We start from the raw sequence: 21,550 nt of genomic DNA, 5'->3' as shown, positions 1-21,550 counted from the left end.
ATAGGATGAAGGGACCGGTTTCGAAAGGATGCACATGACGACGATCGAGGGAGCCCGCCGCCCCGACGGAGCGAGTCGCGACGACATCAGCGACGCGGTCGACCGCGATCTACGGGCCGACGTCAGCTTCCTCGGGAGCCTGCTCGGCCGGGTGCTGATCGAGGCCGGCGGGCGCGAGCTGTTCGACGACGTCGAGAGCCTGCGGGCCGCGGTCATCGGCGCCTACGAGGGCACGGCCGAGACCTCGCCCGAGCACGGTCAGCACGTCGTCGACGCCCTCGACCACGAGCGTGCCGAAGAGGTCGCCCGTGCTTTCACCTGCTACTTCCACCTCTCCAACCTCGCCGAGGAGCACCACCGCGTGCGGGTCCTCCAGAGTCGGGGCCCGAACGAGGGCGCCGTCTCCGACTCGCTGCCGGCGACCCTCGACGTGCTCGTCGACGAGGTCGGTGCCGACGAGGCGGCCGCGCGTCTGCAGAACCTGCGCTTCCAGCCCGTTCTCACCGCGCATCCCACCGAAGCCCGTCGTCGGGCCGTGTCGTCGACCATCCGCCGCATCAGCCAGCTGCTGACCGAGCGCGACCGCGCCGAGAACGCCGTCGCCCTGGGCGAGAACGAGCGGCGCCTCTTGGAAGAGATCGACACCCTCTGGCGCACCTCGCCGATCCGCACCACGCGGCCGACGCCGCTCGACGAGGTCCGCACCGCGATGAGCGTGTTCGACCAGACCCTGTTCGAGGTCGTGCCCCGCGTGTACCGGCTGCTCGACGACCGGCTCCTCGGCGACGAGGCCGGCCGTGCCCCCGCCAAGGCGCCCGCGTTCCTCCGCCTCAGCAGCTGGATCGGCGGTGACCGCGACGGCAACCCGCACGTGACGGCCGAGGTGACGAAGGCCGCGGCCGAGATCGCCGCCGAGCACGTGCTGCTCGGCCTCCACCGCGCCACCACCCGCATCGGCGGCACCCTCACCCTCGACCAGGACGACACCCCGGCCGATGCCGCGCTCGCCGCCCTGGCCGACCGGTTCCGCGAGCTCGAGCCCACCGTGGCCGCGGAGATCGGCGTCCGGTCGCCGCAGGAGATCCACCGCTGCGTGCTCCTCTTCATCGCCGGGCGCATCGACGCCACGCGGCGCGGCGAGTCGGCGCTCGCCTACACCTCGCCCGACGAGCTGCTGGCCGAGCTCCGCATCGTGCAGACGTCGCTCGCGGCCGCCGGAGCGCACCGCAGCGCCAACGGCGAGCTGCAGAACCTCATCTGGCAGGTCGAGACGTTCGGCTTCCACCTCGCCGAACTCGAGGTGCGCCAGCATTCGCAGGTGCACCGTCAGGCTCTCGCCGAGGCCCGAGCCGGCGGCGAGCTCAGCCCGATGACCGTCGAGGTGCTCGACGTGTTCCGCACCATCGCCGGTCTGCAGAAGCGCTACGGCATCCGGGCGGCCTCGCGCTACATCGTGTCGTTCACGCAGTCGTCCCAAGACCTCGCGAACGTCACCGCCCTGGCGGAGATCGCGCTCGGGTCGAAAGAGGCGGCGCCGGTGCTCGACGTGATCCCCTTGTTCGAGACGTTCGCCGACCTCGAGGCCTCCACGCGCATCCTCGACGAGACCCTCCAGACCGCCTCCGTGCAGGAGCGTCTCGCCGCGACCGGTCGCAAGGTCGAGGTCATGCTCGGCTACTCCGACTCGTCCAAAGACGTCGGTCCGGTCAGTGCCACGTTCGCCCTCTTCGACGCGCAGGCGCGCATCGCCCAGTGGGCGGAGCGGAACGACATCGTGCTCACCCTCTTCCACGGTCGCGGCGGCGCCCTCGGCCGAGGGGGCGGACCGGCGAACGAGGCCGTCATGGCGCAGCCCCGCGGCTCCGTCGACGGTCGCTTCAAGATCACCGAGCAGGGCGAGGTCATCTTCGCCCAGTACGGCAACGCGACCATCGCCGCCCGCCACATCGAGCAGATGGCGGCCGCGACGCTGATGGCGTCGAGCCCGTCGAACGAGGTGCTGAATTCCGCTGCGGCGGACCGCTTCGGCGACCTCGCCCACACGATGGACCTCGCCTCGCGCGAGGCCTTCTTCGGCCTGGTCAAGGCCGACGGCTTCGCACCCTGGTTCGCCACGGTCACCCCGATGGAGGAGATCGGCCTGCTCGCCCTCGGCTCGCGGCCTGCCCGGCGCGGCCTCTCGGTCGAGTCGCTCGAAGACCTTCGAGCGATCCCGTGGGTCTTCGCGTGGAGCCAGGCGCGCATCAACCTCGCCGGCTGGTACGGCCTCGGCTCGGCCCTCGAGGCCGTGGGCGACGTCGACGTGCTCCGTGAGGCCTACGCCGAGTGGCCCCTGTTCGCCTCGATGATCAAGAACGTCGAGATGTCGTTCGCCAAGACCGACGACGGCATCGCGAAGGCGTACCTCGCCCTCGCCGACCGTCCCGACCTCAGCGCGAAGGTCCTCGACGAGATGGCCCTCACGCGCAAGTGGGTCATGGCGACCAGCGGCAACGCCGAGGTCATCGCCGACCGGCCGGTGCTCAGTCGCGCCGTCCGCCTCCGCAGCCCGTACGTCGACGCCCTCTCCCTCCTGCAGCTCCGCGCGTTGCGACGGATCCGCACCTCCGAGGTCAACGACCCGGCGGATGCCGACCACCGTCTCCTCCTCCTGACCGTCAACGGGATCGCCGCCGGCGTCCAGAACACCGGATGACCCCATGAGCCACGACTTCACCATCGCCGTCTTCTGCGGCTCCAGCCCCGGCAACGACCCCGTCTACCGTGACGAGGCCTACCGGGTCGGCACCCGCCTCGCCGAACGGGGCATCGGGCTCGTGTACGGCGGCGGTCACGTCGGGCTGATGGGCGCCGTCGCCGACGGCGTGATGGAGGCGGGCGGATCCGTCACCGGCGTGATCCCCCACTCGCTGCAGTCCCGCGAAGAGGCGCACTACGAGATCACCGAGCTGATCGTCGTCGACACGATGCACGAGCGGAAGGCCATCATGGCCGACCGTTCCGACGCGTTCCTCGCGCTGCCCGGCGGCCCGGGCACGCTGGAGGAGATCACCGAGCAATGGACCTGGGCCCAGCTCGGCATCCACCAGAAGCCCTGCGGCCTGCTCAACGTCGCGGGCTATTACGACCCGCTGGTGGCCCTCGTGGCGAACATGCGCGACCACCGGTTCACGCATCCCCGCTTCACCGACATGCTCGTGATCGAGTCCGACGTCGACGTCCTGATCGACCGGTTCGTCGGCTACGAGCCACCCGAGCAGATCCACCTTTCACCCGGGCAAGAACTCAGCGTCGAGCCCTGACTTCGATAGGCTCGTCGACACTATGACCGGAACCACTTCGCAGCAGCCCTTCGCCTGGCAGGACGCCCCGACGACCCTGCCCGCCATGATCGCCTTCGACCTCGACGACACCCTCGCGCCGTCGAAGACCGCCCTCAGCGACGAGATGGCCGAGCTGCTCGTCGAGCTGCTGCGGCACGTCGACGTCTGCATCATCTCGGGCGGTCAGATCGAGCAGTTCCGCATGCAGGTCGTCAACCGCCTGCCCGAAGACGCCGAGGCGTTCACCCGCCTCCACCTCATGCCCACCTGCGGCACTCAGTACTGGCGCTTCGACGACGGCGCCTGGGTGCAGCGCTACGCCACGAACCTCACCGACCAGCAGATCACCGACGCGTTCGAGATCATCGAGCGCACCGCCCGCGAGCTCGGCTACTGGGAGTCCGACACCTGGGGCCCGATCCTCGAGAACCGCGGTTCGCAGGTCACTTTCTCCGCGCTCGGTCAAGAGGCGCCGGTCGACGAGAAGAAGAAGTGGGATCCCACGGGGTCGAAGAAAGAGGCTCTGCGCGCGGCCATCGCGCCTCAGCTCCCCGATCTCGAGGTCCGCTCCGGCGGCTCGACGTCCATCGACGTGACGCTGCAGGGCGTCGACAAGGCCTACGGCATGCGTCAGCTCGAGCGCGAGACGGGCATCGCTTTCGAGAAGACCATCTTCGTCGGCGACCGCCTCGACGAGGGCGGCAACGACTACCCGGTGCTGGTCCTGCCCCTGACGGGCGTGAAGGTCGACGGGCCGGACGAGACCGCGGCCTACCTCCGGGTGCTGCTCGCCGACTGAGGCCACGGCCCCCGCTCCGTCGAGACGAGTCGGTCTCACCCCGGAGTGGGGCCTTGTACCCCACTGGTCACCCGGGGGATAGTCGGGGGGTAGTCCTCCGATCACCCGTCGGAGAAACCCGACCAGAACCAGGAAATCCCGTGCCGTCGATCCTCCACCACTGCATCCTCCCGTTCCTCCGGGGGCGGTACAACCAGGTCGGCGGGCGTCTCGGTCTGCCTCGCCCGGACGACAACCCGCGGGCCCACGCTCCGGGCATCGACCCCGACCGCATCCTCGTCTTCGGCAACGGAGCGGCCGTCGGCTGGGGCGTCCGAAGCCACGACCTGGCCCTTCCCGGTCACCTCGCCCGCAAGCTGTCGCACCGCACCGGCCGCGGGGTGGACGTCGAAGTCGTCGCCGACCCCGGCATCACCATCAAGAACGCGGGGGATGCCCTGCCCGGCGACCGTCTGGCTTCCTTCGACGCCGTCGTGATCGTCCTCGGGGTCAGCGACGCGCTCCGGCTCACGTCGGCGCGTTCGTGGCGGGCGGGCCTCGAGGCCGTCCTCGACCGGATCTGCGCCGAGTCCCACGGCGGCGCCGAGATCCTCCTGATGGGGGTCCACCGTCCGAGCTCGCTCCGCGCCTTCTCTGTCAAGGAAGGCAGCCTCGTCGACAAGCAGGCCGCCCTCTTCGACGAGATCAGCCGCGAGATCTGCCGCAACCGCGACGGCGTCACGTTCCTCGCCGCTCCCGTCGAGTCCGAGGAGTTCACGCGCGAAGGCGACGCACCGCGGGGCAGCGTGTCCGACGCGTTCCAGGTCTGGGCCGGTCACCAGGCCGACCGGCTCGCCCCCCTGCTCGATGCGCGGGTGCTCGCCTGCCGCACGGCCCGTCAGACGCGCAACCTCCCGCAGAGCGACGAGGTGCGCCTCTCCGCGATCAGGGCCCTGCGCATCCTCGACTCCCCTCACGAGAAGCGGTTCGACGACATCGTCGAGCGCACCCGCGTGCTCCTCGGTACAGCCGGTGCGGCGTTCTCGGTGATCGACGAGGACCGCGTCTGGAACAAGTCCTTCACCGGCAGCATGGTCCAGGAGGCGCCCCTGCGTGGTGCCATGTGCGGAGAGACGATCCGCAGCGGCACCCCGTTCGTCGTGCCCGACGTCTGGCACGACGACCGCTTCGTCACCCACCCCGCCGTCCGCTTCTACGCCGGCCACCCCATCGAGACGCCGGAGGGGGTCCGCATCGGCGCCCTGTGCGTGATGGACCCGGAGCCCCGCGGCGTCGACAGCGTCGACCTCGTGCTGCTCCGCGAACTCGCCCTGTCGGTCCAGCGCGAACTGGCCGAGGGCGTCGTCCCGGCCGGCTCGGTCACGTCCGACGAGGTCGTCGGGGCCTACTGAGCGGACTCGCCCGGTGACCCCGGGGCGCTCAGCCACCCCGCCGCGCTCAGCGGCGAGCCGCCACGATGCTGCGCAGAGCCGGTTCGAGGTGAGGATGCTCGAACCGGAAGCCGGCCGCCTCGAGACGCTCGGGAACCACCCATCGGCTCTTGAGCACGAGCTCCGTCTCGGTGTGGATCGCCGCCGACCCCAGCTCGAGCATCCACCGCCACGCCGGGATCCCGACCGGCACCCGCAGCACGCGCCGCAGCGTCCGCATCATCGTGCGGTTGTCGCTCGGGTTCGGCGCCGCGAGGTTGACCACGCCGTCGATCTCCTCGTGGTCACGGAGAAAGCGGATGCTGCCGAGCACGTCGTCGAGGTGGATCCAGCTGAACTTCTGACGACCGCCCCGCGCCCCGAAGCGGTGGTACGTGCCGGCATCGAGGCGCGCTTTCGTCGCTGGCCAGCGTCCGTCGAGCTGCGGCCCGCCGAGGCCCGCGCGCGCGAGGTTCATCAGCGGCACGAGGGCACTCCCGTCGCCGAGCACGATCGCCATGCGGAGGGCGACCTTCCGCGTGCCGGGCAGTTCGTGGCGGAAGAACTCGTCCTCCCAGGTGGTGGCGATCGACACCGAGAAGCCGGTGCCGATCTCGCCGGTCGACTCGGTCATCGGGCGGTCCTCGGCGTGCCGGTAGATGGTGGCCGTCGACGAGTTGAGCCAGAGGCGTGGGGGCGTGGCCGCGGCCGCGGAGGCCACGGCGAGCTCGCGGGTCGTCTCGATGCGGGAGCGGAGGATCTCGGCGCGGTTCTCGGGCGTGTACCGGCAGTTGACGCTCTTGCCGGCGAGGTTGACCACGAGGTCGGCGCCGTCGAGCAGCCGGGTGATGGCCGTCGTGTCGCCCCAGGTCGCGTCAGGCCCGTTCCGCCCGATGAGAGCCACCTCGGCCCCGTCGGCACGGAAGGCCTCGGCGAGGTGCTGCCCGATGAAACCGGAAGCGCCGGCCAGGACGATGCGGTCGGTCATGGGATCCCCCTCAGGACGAATGGTCTCGGTGCTCCGAGCCCGGCTGCTCCGAAGGCACCACGGTGTAAGTGAACCTGCCCTCGTACTCGTACAGTCTGCCGACCAGGGGCGCCTCGAGTGTGAGCGACACCTGCTGCCGCTCGGTCTCGTCGTCGAACCGCTCCGTCAGCTCGACGCGCGGCGACAGCCACCCGGGCAGCCGCAGGCGTCGTCCGCCGAGGGCGACCGTCACACCGTGCGAGGTGAGCCGGAGTGCGCCGCCGTCGACCCGAGCCCGGAGCGGCGCTTCGAGTCGCCGCCCGATCCCGAGCACGTCGACGAGACCCGTCGGCGTCGCCGTGATCGCGTCCGTCATGGTCCGGCTGCCCGAGGCGAAGACGAAGGTGCGCAGGGCGCCCACCGCCGTGTTGCCGTCCGCATCGACCAGGGGGCGGTTCGTCACGGTGAACGGCACGTCCGAAGCCCAGGCGGCGAAGAGGATGCCCTGCCGCCCGAGCACGGACAGCACCGGCCACAGCCACCGCCGAGGGGTGCCGACGCTCGCGAAGACGCCCTCGCCTCGCCCCACGCTCCCGGGCGGGATCTCGCCGAAGTAGGCGCGGAGACGGGGATGCAGTCCGTCGAGGGCGGGGCCCAGGGCGATCTCGTACGGCGACGGCATGCCTGAACGCTAGCGGTCTACGCTTCTCGCATGACGAGCGACCCCACGAGCGACCCGGCCCGCGACCTCCTGATCCGTCCCGTCGACCTCGCCCGGCTCCGTGACGAGCGGGGCGCCGCGGTCGTCGTCCTCGACGTCCGCTGGCGGCTCGACCGGCCGGGTGCCGGGCCCGCCGACTTCGCCGAGGCCCACCTGCCGGGCGCGATCTTCGTCGCTCTCGACACCGAGCTCGCCGCGCACGGCGCGCCGTCCGAGGGCCGCCATCCGCTCCCGGCCGTGGCCGACCTGCAGGAGTCCGCGCGGGTGTGGGGCATCGACGCCGACTCGACGGTCGTGGTCTACGACGACAGTGCGAACATGGCGTCGGCCCGGGCCTGGTGGCTGCTGCGGTACGCGGGCGTCGCCGACGTGCGACTGCTCGACGGCGCGCTGGCCGGGTGGCGCGAGGCCGGGCTCCCTCTCGAGACCGGCCCCGGGCATCCCCCGCTCCGCTCCGGTTCCGTCGTGCTCGAGTACGGGCATCTGCCGGTCCTCGACGCCGATGGGGCGGCCGACGTGGCGTCGAGCGGCACCCTCGTCGACAGTCGCGCGGGCGAGCGGTACCGCGGTGAGGTCGAGCCCATCGATCCGAAGGCCGGGCACGTGCCCGGGGCGGTGAGCGTGCCGACCGGGGGCAACGTCGATGCCGACGGTCGTTTTCTCGCGCCCGAGGCTCTCCGGGCCCGTTTCGAAACAGCAGGCATCACGCGGGATGCACCGCTCGGCGTCTACTGCGGCTCGGGTGTCACGGCCGCCCACAACGCCGTCGCCATGACGCTGGCCGGTTTCGAGCCCGCGGTGTTCCCCGGCTCGTGGAGCGCCTGGTCGAATTCGGACCGTCCCGTCGCCACCGGCGCGAGCCCCGAGGGCGACTGAGGACTGGTCGACCGACTCATTGGCCGACCGACCCGCGCTCCGGTTGATCGGCCGGCCGACCCGGAAAACCGATCAGTCGCCGAGCAGCACCGCCAGCGCGCTCTTCAGGGCTTCGCGGTCGCGGCGCAGCTTGGCGACCTCGGCCTCGAGCTCGGAGATGCGGGAGTCCGACTCGTCGCTGCTCGTCGTGGGCGACGCGGCAGCGGCGGAAGCGGATGCCGGCGGGCGGCCGGGGCCTCGACGGGCCGGGGCGGGAGTCGTCGCGGCGACCGGGTCGGCGACGGCCTCGGGAGCGGCGACCGGTTCGGGCTCGGGCGCGTTCGCCTTCTCGTAGGCGCGGATCCAGCCGCGGAGGCTCTGCTCGCCGACCTCGAACTCGTCGGCCGTCTCGCGGATGATCGAGCGGTTGCCCGGCTCGGACTCGCGCCGCTCGAGGACGCGCGCGAGAGATGCTTCACGGGTCTCGGGGGTGTACTTCTGCTCGAATGGCATGGTGCTCTCCTGATTGACGACAAGGGCTCAGCGTTACGGGCGCAGATTGTATATAGGAGCATTATGCAGGGTTTCCATATGAAATCGCACTCTCGTTAGCCTGTAAATAAAACGAGAGAGCGTCAGGATGCACGCCCTGACGCCCGAGCAACCTGGCGGTCCCGAGAAAACAGCCCGTCCTCCCGGCATTTCCGGCCGCAACGCCTTAAGGTCGAAGGGTGTGGCGTGCGGATGACAACCAGGGCGACGACGACGGACTCGACTCCGGCGTGAGTGCTCCGTCGACCCCGATGGCCCCCGCCTCGTCGGCCACGATGCCGCACGCGCTGACGCTCGGCACTCCGAACCTGCAGGTCGGCAACGTGGCCGAGCCCGCCTGGGACGGCTGGCGCGCACGCCTCGCCACGGTCGGCGGCGGTTCGACCCTCCTGCACTTCCGCGACGAGACCCGGTCGCGGATCGAGCTCTCGACGACCCACCCCGGCGGCCTCGCGCAGTTCATCACCGGGCGCACCACTCTGCTGTCGAGCCTGATCCGCGACGACCTCGCGCTCCGCGCCGCGCGCCTCGCCGCCGGCGAGATCGCGGCCAAGGGCCTCGAGCTCAGCACCGTCCGCGGCATCGACGCCGTTCACCTCGCCATCGGCATCGCGCAGTGGTCGTTCGCCGGCGAGCGGTTCCGCGCTCCCCTTCTCCTCCGCCCTCTGGCGATCCGCCGCCATGGTCGCGACTTCGACCTCCGCCTCCTCGGAGCCCCGATCCTGAACCCGGCCCTCGCTGACGCCCTGCACGACCAGTTCGGCATCTCGCTCGACTCCGCGTCGTTCGTGGCGTTGGCCGACCGCGAGGGCTCGTTCACGCCGAACCCGGTGATCGATCGGCTGAGAGGGCTGACGGCTCATCTCGACGGCTTCACCGTGCATCCCCGTCTCGTGGTCTCGACCTTCGCCGAGGTCGCCGACGCGATGGTGTCGGACGCGCGCGAGCTCGACCACCCCGTGCTCGACGCGCTCGCCGGCAACCCGAGCGCCCTGCGGCAGGTGAAGGAGTCCTACCGGCCCGTCTCCGCCACGCCGCAAGACAGCCGGAGCCCCGAGACCGACACCCTGCTGCTCGACGCCGACGCCGAGCAGGAGAACGTCATCGCGCAGATCACGGCGGGCAACTCGCTCGTCGTGAAGACGCTGCCCGGCACCGGTGGCACGCAGACGATCGTCAACGCCATCGGCACGCTCGTCGCGCAGAACAAGCGCGTCCTGGTCGTCAGCGCCCGTCGCGCGACGCTCCGCGGCATCGGCTCCCGCCTCACCGAGATCGGCCTGCCCGGGGTGGCCGTGTCGCCGTCGACCCTGCGTCGCGACGTCATCAAGGCCATCAGCCGCAACGAGAAGGCCAAGCAGGCCGGCATGGCCGAGGTCGACGACGCCCTGGTGCGCCTGCGCCGCGTGCTCGTCGACTACCGCGGCGCGCTGAGCCGGAAGGACCCCGTGCTGGGCGTCTCCGTGCTCGACTCCCTCACCGAACTCGCCCGCCTCGCTCTGCTGCCGGCTCCGCCCTCGACCACCGCGCGGCTCAGCCGCCACAGCGTCGAATCCATGGTCGAGGGGCGCGGTCGCGTCGCCGAGACCATGGTCAACGCGGCCAACCTCGGTGAGTTCCGCTACGGCCCCGGCGACTCGCCTTGGTACGGCTCCGTCTTCGACGACCAGTTGAGCGCCGGCCAGGCCCACCAGATCGCCAAGAACCTGCACCACCGCGACCTCCCGTTCCTCCTCGAAAGGGCGAACGAGGTCATCGGCTCGACGCGGATGCGGCCCTTCGTCAACATCCGCGAACTCGGCGTGTACCTGCGCCTGCTCGCCGACATCCGCGACACGCTCGACAAGTTCCTCCCCGTCGTCTTCGAGCGTTCGGTCGCCGAGCTCGTCGAGGCCACCTCGGGCCGACGCGAGGGCAGCATGTCGGGCGGCGACCGGCGCCGGCTGAAGAAGCTGGCCCACGAGTACGTCCGCCCGGGGATGCACGTTCCCGACCTCCACGAAGCGCTCCAGCGGGTGCAGCAGCAGCGCATCCTCTGGCAGCGCTACGTCGTCTCGGGCACGCCGCCCGAGGTTCCCACCGGCATCGCCGACACCATCGTCCTGCAGCGTCAGGTCGAACACGACCTCGCCCAGCTCGATCGACCGCTCCACCTCGAGGGCGAGGATCAGCTCGGCCTCATCGGCATCGACGAGCTGCAGCAGAAGCTCGAGGTGCTCGCCGCCGAGAGCGACGTGCTGAACAACCTGCAGGAGCGCACCGAGCTCATGATCACGCTGCGCGACCTCGAGCTCGCGCCGCTGATCACCGACCTCGCGAACCGGCACGTGCCCGAGGCGCAGGTCGCCGCCGAGCTCGAACTCGCCTGGTGGCGCTCCGCCTTCGAGTCGCTCCTCGAGGCCGACCGTGCACTGCTCGGGGCCAACACGGGCATGCTCGACCGGCTCGAAGCGGACTTCCGTCTCGTCGACGAGGCCCACGCCGCCGGCAGTGCTCAGTCCCTGGCATGGCAGCTCGCCGAGAACTGGAAGATCGGTCTGGTCGACTGGCCGGAGGAGGCCGCGCAGCTCAAGCAGCTGCTCCGCCGCGAACACGTCACGGGTCGTCTGCTGCAGGACGCCGCGCCGCACCTGTCTCGCCCGATCGCCCCGGTCTGGCTCGCCTCGCCGTACGAGGTGCACCGCATCGCCGACACCGTGCCGTTCGACACGGTCGTCCTCGTCGACGCCGGTGCCACCACGATCGCCGAGAACGTCGGGGCCATCCGACGCGGAAAGCAGACCGTCGCCTTCGGCGACCCGGTGACCGAGACCCCCTCCGACTTCGAGATAGCGGTCCGCCCGGCGACCGACGAGAGCCGGGTTCCGGCCAAGCAGCCCCGCAGCCGGGAAGAGTCCGAAGAGGACTTCGACGCCACCGCCACTGCCGAGTCGCGCCTCTCGCAACTGCACGAGGAGAGCGCCCTGGCGCGCCTCTCGACGCTCCTGCCGACCCTGTCGCTGACGCGCAGCTACCGCGCCGGCGGCGAAGACCTGGCCGAGCTCGTCAACCGTCGCTTCTACGGCGGCCGCATCGAGTCCCTCCCCTGGGCAGGCAGTTTCCTCGGACACGGCAGCATCGCCCTCGACTACGTCTCCGGCGGCAGCGCCGTGCCCGACCCCGAGTCCGGCGCCGTCGAGAGCGTCGACGCCGAGGTCGACCGCGTGGTCGCACTCGTCCTCGAGCACGCCCGCAGCCGACCGCTCGAGTCGCTCATGGTCATCACCGCGAGCCAGAAGCACGCCATCCGCGTGCAGCAGGCCGTGCTCACCGCCGTCGCCGGTCACAAAGACCTGACCGAGTTCGTCGTGGGCGACCGTCGGGAGCCCTTCATGGTCGCCACCCTCGAGCAGGCCGTCGCCCAGAGCCGCGACCACGTGGTCTTCTCCATCGGCTACGGCCGCACCCCGCACGGCCGCGTCCTCAGCGACTTCGGATCGCTCGGCGAGCCCGGCGGGGAGCGCCTCCTCGCCATCGCCATGACCCGCGCCCGCCGGTCGATGGTGATCGTCACCTGCTTCCAGCCGAGCGACATCGAGCCGAACCGCATGGGCCACGGCACCGTCGCCCTCTCCGAGATCCTGGCCGAGGTGCAGGTCCGCACCAGCGCCGAGCACGTCCCCGACGACAGCGACCCGATGCTGGTCGACCTCGCCCGGCGCCTCGAGTCCAAGGGGATCCCGGTCGCTCTCGGCCACCGGGGCAAGCTCGGGCTGGTCTGTGCACACGACGGCGTCTGCGTCACGATCGAGACCGACTCCACTCTCGTGCAGTCGAGCCTCCGCGAGTCGCTTCGCGAGCGTCCCGAGATCCTCCGCCGCCTCGGTTGGCACTACGTCCGCGTGCACGCCTTCCAGCTCTTCACCGACCCCGACGCCGTCGCCGAGCGCATCGCCGAGGTCCTGGGCATCGGCCACCAGGTCGCGGGCGAGCACCCTGACGACGAGACCCCGGGCCTGTCGGCTCGGCAGCACGTCAACTCGCGCTGAGCCCGGGCGACGGTGCGAGGTGTCGACGAGCGATGACGAGACGGGGGATGCCCGCGACGGTCTGGTCGCGCATCCCACGCCCCCTGCGCTCCGCCCTCGCAAGCGCGGTCGACGGGTCACGACCGACCCCGTGCCCGGCAGCGATCCGACGCCCGCACCGGTCGACCGCCGTGTCGACTCGAGTGACAACGATTCGCGCCTGAAGCAGGACGTCCCGCCGCACTGGGGCTGACGCGCGGCACTCGCTAGGGGAACGTGACGGTGACCACGAGACCGCCGCCCGGTCGCGCGTCCAGGCGGAGCGAGGCTCGGTGCCCCCGGCTGATGGCGTCGACCAGTGCCAGGCCGAGCCCGTGCGAATTGGTGACGCGCCCGGCTGCGCGGAAAAACGGCTCGGTGAGGCGAGGGAGGTCGTCGTCGGCGATCGCGACGCCGGTGTTCTCGACCCGGACGACGCCGTCGGCCACGGTCAGCCACACGTCGCCGCCGTGCACGTTGTAGCGGATCGCGTTGCCCACGAGGTTGCCGACCAGGAGACGCACCAGGGTCGCGTCGCCGATGACGCGGCCGGCGAGGATCGTCGAGTGGATCGTGACATCGCGTTCGGCGGCGTCGGCCAGCGAGCTCGCGACGACCTCGCGCGCGATCTCGTCGAGCTCGACCGGCTCGGTGGCGGTGGTGCCGGCCTGCGCATCGGACAGGGCCAGGAGGGCTTCGACCGTCTGGATGTTGCGGGTGTTCGTCTCCCGGAGCTTCGTGGTCAGGGTCTCGCGGTCGAAGTCGTCTGGGTCGAGCAGGGCGACGTCGAGCAGGGCCTGGGTCGTCGCCAGGGGAGTGCGCAGTTCGTGGGAGGCGTTCGAGGCGAATCGGCGTTGGGCCTCGAAGGAGCGTTGGAGGCGCTCGAGCATGTCGTCGAAGGTCTCGGCGAGCCGGCCCAGCTCGTCGGGCGCGCCGTCGTGGGCGATCCGGTGGTCGAGGCGACCGTCGGCGGCTTTCCGGGCCGCTTCGGTGAGCTGCTCGACGGGCCGGAGGACGCGCCCGGCGACGATCCAGCTCGCGATGGCGCCGCCGACCAGCACGAACGCGAAGACGATCGCCGAGGTCGACAGGAGGAGCCCTCGGAGTTCGGCCGGATCGCTGATCGTGACCACGGCGAGAGACGCAACCTCGGCGTCGGCCGGATCGGCCTCGTCCATGAGGATCGCGGGAGAACCGGACTCGGTCTCGGTGAGAGGAACCGTTCCGCCGTCCGGCAGGAGTCCGGGGTTCGCGCTGAAGTCGTATTGCGGCACGAACGACATGATGAGGAAGATCGTCACGAGGATCGCGGCGCCCACGGTGAGGATCAGGGCCGTGAACGTCGCCGTGAGGCGCAGGCGCGCGCTGGTGCGCGGATTCCACCGAGCCGGGACGAGGTGGGATGCAAGGGTCTTCACCGCGAGACCGCGTCCGGATCGGCGAAGCGATAGCCGACGCCCGACACCGTGTCGATCACCGACGGCTCGCCCAGTTTGCGTCGCAGCGTCGAGATCGTGACGCGCACCGAGTTCGTGAAGGGATCGGCGTTCTCGTCCCACGCCTTCTCGAGGAGGCGCTCGGCACTGATGACGCCGCCGTCTGCCGCGAGCAGGATCTCGAGCACGTTGAACTCCTTCCGGCTGAGCCGCACATAGCGGCCGTCGCGGTAGACCTCGCGCCGGAACGTGTCGAGTCGCACCGGGCCTCGTTCCAAGACGGGCGGCCGGGCATCCCGCGGGCGACGCGCAGCGCAGCGCAGCCGAGCGATGAGCTCGGGGAACTCGAACGGCTTGGCCAGGTAGTCGTCGGCGCCGATCTCGAACCCCGCCACCTTCTCGGTCAGCCGACCTGCCGCGGTCAGCATCAGGACGAAGACCCCGCTGCCGTCGGCCACGATCGAGCGACACACGTCGTCGCCGTGGACGCCGGGAAGGTCGCGATCGAGGACGACGGCGTCGTAGTCGTTGACGCTCAGCCGCTCGAGGGCGTCGCCGCCGTCGTGGACGACGTCGACGGCCATCCCCTCCCGGGTCAGGACCGTCTCGACGGCCTCCGCCAGATACACCTCGTCTTCGGCGATGAGCACGCGCATGAATCCTCCTCGAATTGATTGCTTCGAGTGTGACATGTCAAACTTCACAAAAGATAAAGCGGAGATCTTACGGGCTCGCAACCCCCGCCTCGCTGGGATGGAGGCACTCCGACGCGCAGTGCGTCCCCCTGAAAGGACACGTCATGACTCCGACTCGCTCCACCCGTCTGGTCGGCCTCGCCGCCTCGGCGGCTCTGCTGCCGCTCCTCCTCGGCGGCCTCGTCGCCTGTTCCTCCGACTCCTCCGAGCCCGACGCCGGGAAGACGAAGAAGGCAGCCGCATCCGGTTACGACTGGGATCTCGCGCTCGTCTCCTGCCTGCGCGACGCCGGGCACGACGTCGCCGACCCCGAACGGAACGGACCGGCCGTCGGCATCACGATCACTCCCGGCATGGACCCCGCCGCTTACCAGAAGGACTTCTCCGCCTGCCAGACGAAGGTGAAGAGCCGGCTCGGCGCCCGCCCGGTGAGCGATGCCGAGAAGAAGCAGACCTCCGAGTCCGAGAAGAAGATCCAGGAGGGCAATGAGTGCCTCCGCAAGAAGGGCTACGACACCGGCGGGGACCCCGGCGAGAGCGGCACTCCGCAGATCGGCCCGGCAGACATCCCCGACGAGGTCATCGCCGAGTGCGGCCTCATGGGCGGCCCCGCCTCGAGCGGCAACTGACTCCCGTCCCGTCCCGCAGCCCGAACACCCATCCGCACGACCAAGGAATCCCTCATGAACACAGCACCCAGCTTCCGCACGTCCGTCCTCGCCCTTCTGGCCGTCCCTGCTCTGGCCTTCAGCCTCGCCGCCTGCTCGTCCGGCGGTGGTTCCGAAGCAGAGCCGAGTTCGGCCTCGAAAGTCACCGGTGTGAAATGGGACGCCGCCAACGCCAAGTGTCTTCGCGACAAGGGCTATGACATCCCCGACCCCACGGGAGGAGGCGCGCAACAGGCCCCGGGCCTCTCCGACGACACCGACATGGAGGCGTTCAACGAGGACTTCGGCGGCTGCATCGAAGACGTCACGAAGAGGCTCGGGCCCCGGCCGACGAGCGACAAGGAGAAGAAGGAGCAGGCCGCTTTCGAGAAGGCCCAGCCGAAGATCAACGAGTGTCTTCGAAAGAAGGGCTACGAGGTCGACGACGACGCGTCGCAGACCATCACCTCGAGCGACGGTTCCGCCGGATTCTCGGCCGACGACTACGAGGCCTGCTCCAAAGAAGCGCTGGGCTCGAAGTGACCTCGCGACGAGCCTGGGTGGTGACCGCCTGCGTGGCGGGAGTCGCCGTCCTGGCCACCACGGGCATCCTCGTGCTCGGTCCTCTCGCACCCCAGCCCGAGGCCGACACGGCGAAATCGAAGGTCAAGACGGCGACGGCCACAGTCGACCGGGGAGACCTCAAGGGCACCAAGACCGAGCCCGGAAAACTGGTCCGGCCGGCGGGGCCGAGCGTCGCCGGGGGCATCGGCGGCACCCTCACCGAGCTGCCGGCCGTCGGAACGGTTCTGAAGCCCCGCGACACCCTGTACCGCGTCGACAATCTGCCGGTCGCGTATTTCGCGGGCGCTCTACCGCAGTGGCGCCCCTTCGAAGAGGGCATGGCGAAGGGGCCCGACGTGCAGCAGCTCGAGCAGAACCTGCGCGACTGGGGCTACCTGAAGGTCGCCGCCGACGAGAAGTTCGACGCGCGCACGAAGACGGCCGTCAGCGCCTGGCAGAAGGACGCCGGCCTGGAGCGCACGGGTGCGGTCGAGCTGGGCCGAATCGTCTTCGGTGAGGGGGACATGGTCGTGCAGCAGGTCACGGCGACACTCGGCCAGGCCTCCGCGCCGGGCACCGAGCTGTACTCGACCCAGCGCACCGAGAAGCTGGTGCGGGTCGATCTGTCGGTGGGTTCCCCACTCGCGACCTTCGGCGGCGTCGTCGACGTCGAGTTGCCCAATCGCAAGCACGTCGGCGGCACGGTGACCGGTGTCGGCGCGCCCCAGGTCGACGAAGACAGCGGCAAGACCACCGTCCCCGTGAGCATCACGATGGACGATCCCGCGGCCGCCGGCGACCTCTCGGCCGGCACGACGTCGGTGGACTTCGTCTCGGAGGAGAAGAAGGACGTCCTCTCCGTCCCCGTGACCGCGCTCGGCGCTCGCGCAGGAGGCGGATTCGTCGTCGAGGTGGTGGGTGTTGCCGGAGCGACCAAGCCGGTCACGGTCACGACCGGCCTCTTCGCCGGCGACCGTGTCGAGGTGACCGGCGAGGGCCTCGAGGCGGGGCAGAAGGTCGTGGTGCCGGCATGACGAGCGTCATCGAACTCCTCGACGTGAGTCGCGAGTACGGCAAGCCGCCGACCCGAGCGCTCGACGGCGTGTCGCTGAGCGTCGACACGGGCGAGATGCTGGCGGTGGTCGGGCCCTCGGGCTCGGGCAAGTCGACGCTGCTCAACGTGCTCGGGACCCTCGATCGTCCCACCTCCGGAACCGTCCTCATCGACGGCATCGACGTCGCCGGTCTGTCCGACGGCGAGCTCTCGGGCCTCCGAGCGCACCGGATCGGCTTCGTCTTCCAGCAGTTCCACCTCAGCGAGGGCACGACGGCCACCGACAACGTCGCCAATGGACTCCTCTACTCCGGCGTCCCCCTTCGGGAACGCCGGGCTCGCGCGATCGAGGCGCTCGAGCGCGTGGGGCTCGGGCATCGGCTCGGCCACAAGCCGAACCAGATGTCCGGTGGTGAACGACAGCGCGTGGCCATCGCCCGCGCCGTCGTCCACCGGCCCCCGCTCCTTCTCGCCGACGAGCCGACAGGCAACCTCGACACGCGCTCCGGCGCCGGCATCGTCGAGCTCCTCCACGAGCTCCACGGGCAGGGCACGTCGGTGATCGTCATCACGCACGACAACGCTCTGGCCGAGAAGCTGCCGCGCCGGGTCATGATCCGCGACGGCAAGCTGGCCGGAGACAGCGCGGACGCCGCGACCATCGGTCCGGTCCTGGTGACGAGCGGGGGATCCTCGTGACCGACGCCCGTCTGAGGTCGCGGCTCCTGGCATCCGACGTCCTCCGCCTCGGTCTCGCGGGGCTGGTGGCCCGGCCGACTCGGGCCGTCCTGTCCGCCCTCGGCATCGCCATCGGGATCGCGGCCATGATCGCAGTGGTGGGCATCTCGTCGTCCAGTCAGGCTCAGCTCGCAGCCACTCTCGACAGGCTCGGCACGAACCTCCTCGTGGCCGAGCAGGGCGAGGACTTCTTCGGCGAGAAGGTCCCGATGCCCTACACGGCGGAGGGGTCGGCCAAGAGAGTCGACGGGGTCGAGGATGCCGCGGCGACCGGAGCGATCGACGGCTTCGGCGCCTACCGCAGCTCTGCGGTGGAGAAGGGCGCGACCGGAGGTCTCGCGCTCCGGACGACGTCGAAGGGGCTGCTTCCCGTCGTCGGGGGCTCGCTCGCCACCGGATCATGGCTGACCGACGGGCAGTCCGAGTTCCCGGTCGTGGTGCTGGGAGCCGCCGCTGCGGAGCACCTCGGCATCACGCACGCCGGGCAGCAGATCCTCGTCGGAACGACCGTGCACACGGTGGTCGGCGTGCTGGAGAAGGTCGAGCTCGCCCCCGAGATCGACTCGTCGGTGCTGATGGGGGAGAAGGCCGGCGAGAAACTGACCGGCGATCGCGTCCACCCCAGCACGGTCTACGTCCGTGCCGACGAGGAGCGGCTCACCCGCATCCGCGAGCTCATCCCGGCCACGGTGCAGCCCGCCTCCCCGTCCGACATCACGATGCAGCGCCCCTCCGACGCGCTCGCGGCGAAGCAGGCCTCCGAGCAGGCGTTCACCGGTCTGCTCGTCGGGCTGGGCTCGGTGGCGCTGCTCGTCGGCGGGATCGGTGTCGCCAACACGATGGTCATCTCGGTGTTGGAGCGCCGGAAGGAGATCGGCCTCCGGCGCTCGCTCGGGGCGGCGCGGCCGCACATCCGGCGCCAGTTCCTCGCGGAGGCCCTGTTCCTGTCGCTGCTCGGCGGTCTCGCCGGAGTCGTCATCGGTTCGGGCGTGACGGCGGCGTTCGCCGTGTCGAACGGCTGGCCGGTGACCATCCCGCCGATCGTGCTGGGCGGGGGGCTCGGGGCGACGCTCGTCATCGGTGCTCTCGCCGGGCTCTACCCGGCCATGCGGGCTGCACGGATCCCGCCGACCGAGGCTCTGCAGAGCTGACCGACGAGATGCCGCTCCGCGAATGCGAGAAGCCCTGCAGGGGGATCCTCTGCAGGGCTTCTCGCTGTGGTGCGGACTAGGCGGAGGGCATTCCGGGCACGCCGGTGGTGCCGGTCGGCGTGGGCGGGGCGACCTCGGCCGCGTGCGAGCCGCCGGTCGTGTTGAGCGAGGAGTTCTGTGCGCGGAGCAGGTCGCGGATCTCGCTGAGGATCTCGACGTCGGTCGGCGGGACCTCCTGGGGCGTGCCCTCTTCGACCTTCTGGCGGGCGAAGGCGCGCTTCAGGAAGCCGTTCATCGGTAGGACGAGGCAGAAGTAGACGACGGCGGCGATGATGATGAAGTTGATGGCGGCGCCGATGACGGCACCGAACTTCAGGTCGGCCTGGCCGCCGGAGACGGTCGGGATCGAGACGATCAGGGCCTTGTCGAGCATCGACGCGTTGAAAAGCGCGCCGATCAGAGGGTTGAAGATGTTCGTCACGAGGGCGGTGACGATGGCGGTGAACGCAGCACCGATGACGACCGCTACGGCCAGATCGATGACGTTGCCTCGGAGGATGAACTCTTTGAAGCCCTTCACGGGTGCTCCTTCTCAGTCGCTGGACGTGCTGTCGGTGGTGGTGTTCGAAACGTGAATCTCCATCGACTCAACCATGAGGAGCGTATCGGGGCTAGGAGGCGGGCGTCGACCCGCCGCTCGACGAACCGGAGGACGCCGGCTTGGACGCCGGGGTGCTCGAGGGCTTGCTGTCGGACGAACCGGAGCCGGTGGATCCCCCGCTCTTGCTGCTCGAATCGCCACTGGAGCCACTCGAACCGCCGGAGCCGCTCGACCCGCTCGACCCGCCGCTCGGCTTCGCACGCGAGTCGGTGCGATAGAAGCCGGAGCCGTTGAACGTGACGCCGACCGGGCTGAAGACCTTGCGCAATTTGCCGCCGCAGACGGGGCAGACCGTGAGGGTGTCGTCGGTGAACGACTGCTGGATGTCGAACGCGTTGTCGCACTCGGTGCAGCGGTAGGAGTAAGTGGGCAAGGCGGCCTTCTAGAAGCGGTGGATCGCGGAGGGGGTGACGACGCCGTCGACGGGCTGGTCGTGGCGCTCGCTCGGAACGGTCTGCACGAACTCGGCGTCGAACACCACAGCATAAACCGGCGGGCGCCTGGCCATCGATCCGAGGGTCTTGTCGAAGTAGCCCTTGCCCCAACCCATGCGCATGCCGGTGCTGTCGATCTGCGCCGCGGGGATGACGATGAGGTCGACGTCGTTGATGGCCATCGGGCTGAGGACGGGGCCGACGGGTTCGGGGATGCCGAACAGGCCCTCGGTCTCGGTCTCGAAGTCGCTCGACAGCGCCCAGTCGAGGAGGCCGTCGGCGCGCGTGATCGGGAACAGGACCCGGATTCCGCGCTCGTTGGCCCAATTGAGGAACGGCCGGGTGTTGGGTTCGTCGGCCGCGGACAGGTAGGCGGACATCGAGGTCACCCCCAGTTCGAGGGCCAGCGAGGTCAGTCGCTCTGTCAGCTTTTCGGTGGACTCGGCGAGCTCTTTCTCCGTCATGGCTCGCCGTCTGGAGCGGAGTTCTCTTCGGAGGGCGCGCTTGGCGTCGCCGACGGCGTCAGTCATGCTCGCAATCTTAACCGCCACGTAACGCACGGAATAGATACGCTGACCGGCATGGGATTCACCATTTCAAAAGCCGTCATTCCCGCAGCAGGGCTGGGAACTCGATTCCTGCCCGCGACCAAGGCCATGCCGAAGGAGATGCTCCCCGTCGTCGACAAGCCGGCGATCCAGTACGTCGTCGAGGAGGCGGTCGCCGCCGGTCTCACCGACGTCCTCATGATCACCGGGCGCAACAAGAACGCTCTCGAGAACCACTTCGACCACGTCTCCGAGCTGGAGGAGACCCTTCGGAAGAAGGGCGACCACGAGAAGCTCGCGAAAGTGAACCAGTCGACCGACCTCGCCGACATGCACTACGTGCGTCAGGGCGACCCGCTGGGTCTCGGGCACGCCGTGCTCCGAGCCGCGATGCACGTGGGGCGCGAACCGTTCGCCGTCCTGCTCGGTGACGACATCATCGACGCCCGCGACCCGCTGCTGTCGCGCATGCTCGAGGTGCAGGGCAAGAAGAACGCCTCGGTCGTCGCCCTCCTCGAGGTGCCGCCGGAGATGACCCACCTCTACGGCGTCGCCACGGTCGAGGCGACCGACGAGGACGACGTGGTGAAGATCACCGGTCTCGTCGAGAAGCCCCCGCAGGGCGAGGCCCCCTCCAACCTCGCCATCATCGGCCGCTACGTGCTGCGCCCCGAGGTCTTCGACGTGCTCGAGAAGCAGGCGCCCGGCAAGGGCGGCGAGATCCAGCTGACCGACGCGCTCGAGAAGATGGCCGGCGCCGAGGAGTGGACCGGCGGCGTGTACGGCGTCGTGTTCCGTGGCCGCCGCTACGACACCGGTGACAAACTCGACTACATCAAGGCGATCGTCCAGCTCGCCAGCGACCGTGCCGACCTCGGAGACGAGCTCAAGGCCTGGCTGAAGGACTTCACCTCCACCCTCGACTGATCGTCGAGCTCCAGAAAAGACAC

Annotated in this window: 21 protein-coding genes; 13 read left to right on the top strand and 8 right to left on the bottom strand. The window is 70.1% G+C overall.

Annotation, left to right across the window (positions count from 1 at the left end; genetic code table 11):
- Positions 1-34 precede the first annotated feature (34 nt).
- The 4 genes from ABEA39_RS07525 (at position 35) to ABEA39_RS07510 (ending at position 5,513) form a co-directional block, all read left to right on the top strand.
- Positions 35-2,695, top strand: a complete 2,661-nt coding sequence (locus ABEA39_RS07525) for a phosphoenolpyruvate carboxylase (RefSeq protein ID WP_345374994.1) — start codon at positions 35-37, stop codon at positions 2,693-2,695.
- Positions 2,696-2,699: 4 nt separating this feature from the next.
- Positions 2,700-3,302 carry an LOG family protein gene (locus ABEA39_RS07520; protein WP_345374990.1) on the top strand — a complete coding sequence of 201 codons (603 nt, stop codon included), beginning with the start codon at positions 2,700-2,702 and terminating at the stop codon, positions 3,300-3,302.
- A 22-nt stretch (positions 3,303-3,324) separates the two neighbouring features.
- Entirely contained in the window at positions 3,325-4,122 is a 798-nt protein-coding gene (locus ABEA39_RS07515; RefSeq protein WP_345374988.1) for an HAD-IIB family hydrolase, read from the top strand.
- 140 nt (positions 4,123-4,262) lie between these two features.
- The gene (locus tag ABEA39_RS07510; RefSeq protein WP_345374986.1) at positions 4,263-5,513 is read left to right on the top strand and encodes a GAF domain-containing protein; all 1,251 of its coding nucleotides are present in this window, start codon (positions 4,263-4,265) and stop codon (positions 5,511-5,513) included.
- A 46-nt stretch (positions 5,514-5,559) separates the two neighbouring features.
- Here the strand turns inward: ABEA39_RS07510 and ABEA39_RS07505 are convergent, their stop codons facing one another.
- Both ABEA39_RS07505 and ABEA39_RS07500 read right to left on the bottom strand, forming a co-directional pair.
- Positions 5,560-6,519 carry an epimerase gene (locus tag ABEA39_RS07505; protein WP_345374983.1) on the bottom strand — a complete coding sequence of 320 codons (960 nt, stop codon included), beginning with the start codon at positions 6,517-6,519 and terminating at the stop codon, positions 5,560-5,562.
- A gap of 10 nt (positions 6,520-6,529) precedes the next feature.
- A complete protein-coding gene (locus ABEA39_RS07500; RefSeq protein ID WP_345374981.1) occupies positions 6,530-7,180 on the bottom strand; it encodes a DUF4166 domain-containing protein in 651 nt (216 codons plus the stop codon).
- A gap of 30 nt (positions 7,181-7,210) precedes the next feature.
- Here ABEA39_RS07500 and ABEA39_RS07495 point away from each other — a divergent pair, with 30 nt between their 5' ends.
- Positions 7,211-8,095: a sulfurtransferase gene (locus ABEA39_RS07495; protein WP_345374979.1), complete on the top strand. Its 885-nt coding sequence runs from the start codon at positions 7,211-7,213 to the stop codon at positions 8,093-8,095.
- A gap of 72 nt (positions 8,096-8,167) precedes the next feature.
- Here the strand turns inward: ABEA39_RS07495 and ABEA39_RS07490 are convergent, their stop codons facing one another.
- On the bottom strand, positions 8,168-8,587 hold the full coding sequence (locus ABEA39_RS07490; RefSeq protein ID WP_345374977.1) for a hypothetical protein: 420 nt from the start codon (positions 8,585-8,587) through the stop codon (positions 8,168-8,170).
- A 218-nt stretch (positions 8,588-8,805) separates the two neighbouring features.
- Here ABEA39_RS07490 and ABEA39_RS07485 point away from each other — a divergent pair, with 218 nt between their 5' ends.
- Both ABEA39_RS07485 and ABEA39_RS07480 read left to right on the top strand, forming a co-directional pair.
- Positions 8,806-12,654 (top strand): AAA family ATPase, encoded by a 3,849-nt coding sequence (locus ABEA39_RS07485; protein ID WP_425556936.1) that lies wholly within the window; start codon positions 8,806-8,808, stop codon positions 12,652-12,654.
- A gap of 19 nt (positions 12,655-12,673) precedes the next feature.
- Entirely contained in the window at positions 12,674-12,886 is a 213-nt protein-coding gene (locus ABEA39_RS07480) for a hypothetical protein (protein WP_345374975.1), read from the top strand.
- 13 nt (positions 12,887-12,899) lie between these two features.
- Here ABEA39_RS07480 and ABEA39_RS07475 read toward each other — a convergent pair whose 3' ends face one another.
- Together ABEA39_RS07475 and ABEA39_RS07470 are read right to left on the bottom strand one after the other, a co-directional pair.
- Positions 12,900-14,090: a sensor histidine kinase gene (locus tag ABEA39_RS07475; RefSeq protein WP_345374973.1), complete on the bottom strand. Its 1,191-nt coding sequence runs from the start codon at positions 14,088-14,090 to the stop codon at positions 12,900-12,902.
- Positions 14,087-14,764: a response regulator transcription factor gene (locus ABEA39_RS07470; protein WP_345374971.1), complete on the bottom strand. Its 678-nt coding sequence runs from the start codon at positions 14,762-14,764 to the stop codon at positions 14,087-14,089. Before ABEA39_RS07470 ends, ABEA39_RS07475 begins: the two co-directional genes overlap by 4 nt.
- Before the next feature lie 143 nt (positions 14,765-14,907).
- Here ABEA39_RS07470 and ABEA39_RS07465 point away from each other — a divergent pair, with 143 nt between their 5' ends.
- Genes ABEA39_RS07465 through ABEA39_RS07445 form a run of 5 tightly spaced genes read left to right on the top strand, consistent with a single transcriptional unit; the run spans position 14,908 to position 18,957 of the window.
- Entirely contained in the window at positions 14,908-15,432 is a 525-nt protein-coding gene (locus ABEA39_RS07465; protein WP_345374969.1) for a hypothetical protein, read from the top strand.
- 54 nt (positions 15,433-15,486) lie between these two features.
- Positions 15,487-15,993, top strand: a complete 507-nt coding sequence (locus ABEA39_RS07460; protein WP_345374967.1) for a hypothetical protein — start codon at positions 15,487-15,489, stop codon at positions 15,991-15,993.
- Positions 15,990-17,048, top strand: coding sequence for a peptidoglycan-binding protein (locus tag ABEA39_RS07455; protein WP_345374965.1), 1,059 nt, complete (start codon positions 15,990-15,992; stop codon positions 17,046-17,048). Before ABEA39_RS07460 ends, ABEA39_RS07455 begins: the two co-directional genes overlap by 4 nt.
- Positions 17,045-17,767: an ABC transporter ATP-binding protein gene (locus ABEA39_RS07450; RefSeq protein WP_345374963.1), complete on the top strand. Its 723-nt coding sequence runs from the start codon at positions 17,045-17,047 to the stop codon at positions 17,765-17,767. The genes ABEA39_RS07455 and ABEA39_RS07450 overlap by 4 nt, the downstream gene beginning before the upstream one ends.
- Positions 17,764-18,957, top strand: a complete 1,194-nt coding sequence (locus ABEA39_RS07445) for an ABC transporter permease (protein ID WP_345374961.1) — start codon at positions 17,764-17,766, stop codon at positions 18,955-18,957. Before ABEA39_RS07450 ends, ABEA39_RS07445 begins: the two co-directional genes overlap by 4 nt.
- A gap of 76 nt (positions 18,958-19,033) precedes the next feature.
- Here ABEA39_RS07445 and mscL read toward each other — a convergent pair whose 3' ends face one another.
- The 3 genes from mscL to ABEA39_RS07430 form a co-directional block, all read right to left on the bottom strand.
- Complete coding sequence (gene mscL, locus ABEA39_RS07440) at positions 19,034-19,537, bottom strand: large conductance mechanosensitive channel protein MscL (protein WP_345374959.1); 504 nt, start codon at positions 19,535-19,537, stop codon at positions 19,034-19,036.
- A gap of 91 nt (positions 19,538-19,628) precedes the next feature.
- Positions 19,629-19,991 (bottom strand): FmdB family zinc ribbon protein, encoded by a 363-nt coding sequence (locus ABEA39_RS07435; RefSeq protein WP_345374957.1) that lies wholly within the window; start codon positions 19,989-19,991, stop codon positions 19,629-19,631.
- Positions 19,992-20,000: 9 nt separating this feature from the next.
- A complete protein-coding gene (locus tag ABEA39_RS07430) occupies positions 20,001-20,582 on the bottom strand; it encodes a 5-formyltetrahydrofolate cyclo-ligase (protein ID WP_345374955.1) in 582 nt (193 codons plus the stop codon).
- Between the two features lie 51 nt (positions 20,583-20,633).
- On the opposite strand from ABEA39_RS07430, the gene galU reads away from it, so the two are divergent.
- Positions 20,634-21,527: a UTP--glucose-1-phosphate uridylyltransferase GalU gene (gene galU, locus ABEA39_RS07425; RefSeq protein WP_345374953.1), complete on the top strand. Its 894-nt coding sequence runs from the start codon at positions 20,634-20,636 to the stop codon at positions 21,525-21,527.
- Positions 21,528-21,550: the final 23 nt, after the last annotated feature.

Origin of the sequence: Frondihabitans cladoniiphilus, assembly GCF_039544345.1 — a bacterium.
Classification (GTDB): Bacteria; Actinomycetota; Actinomycetes; order Actinomycetales; family Microbacteriaceae; genus Frondihabitans; species Frondihabitans cladoniiphilus.
This window is presented reverse-complemented; position numbering and strand designations above follow the sequence as displayed.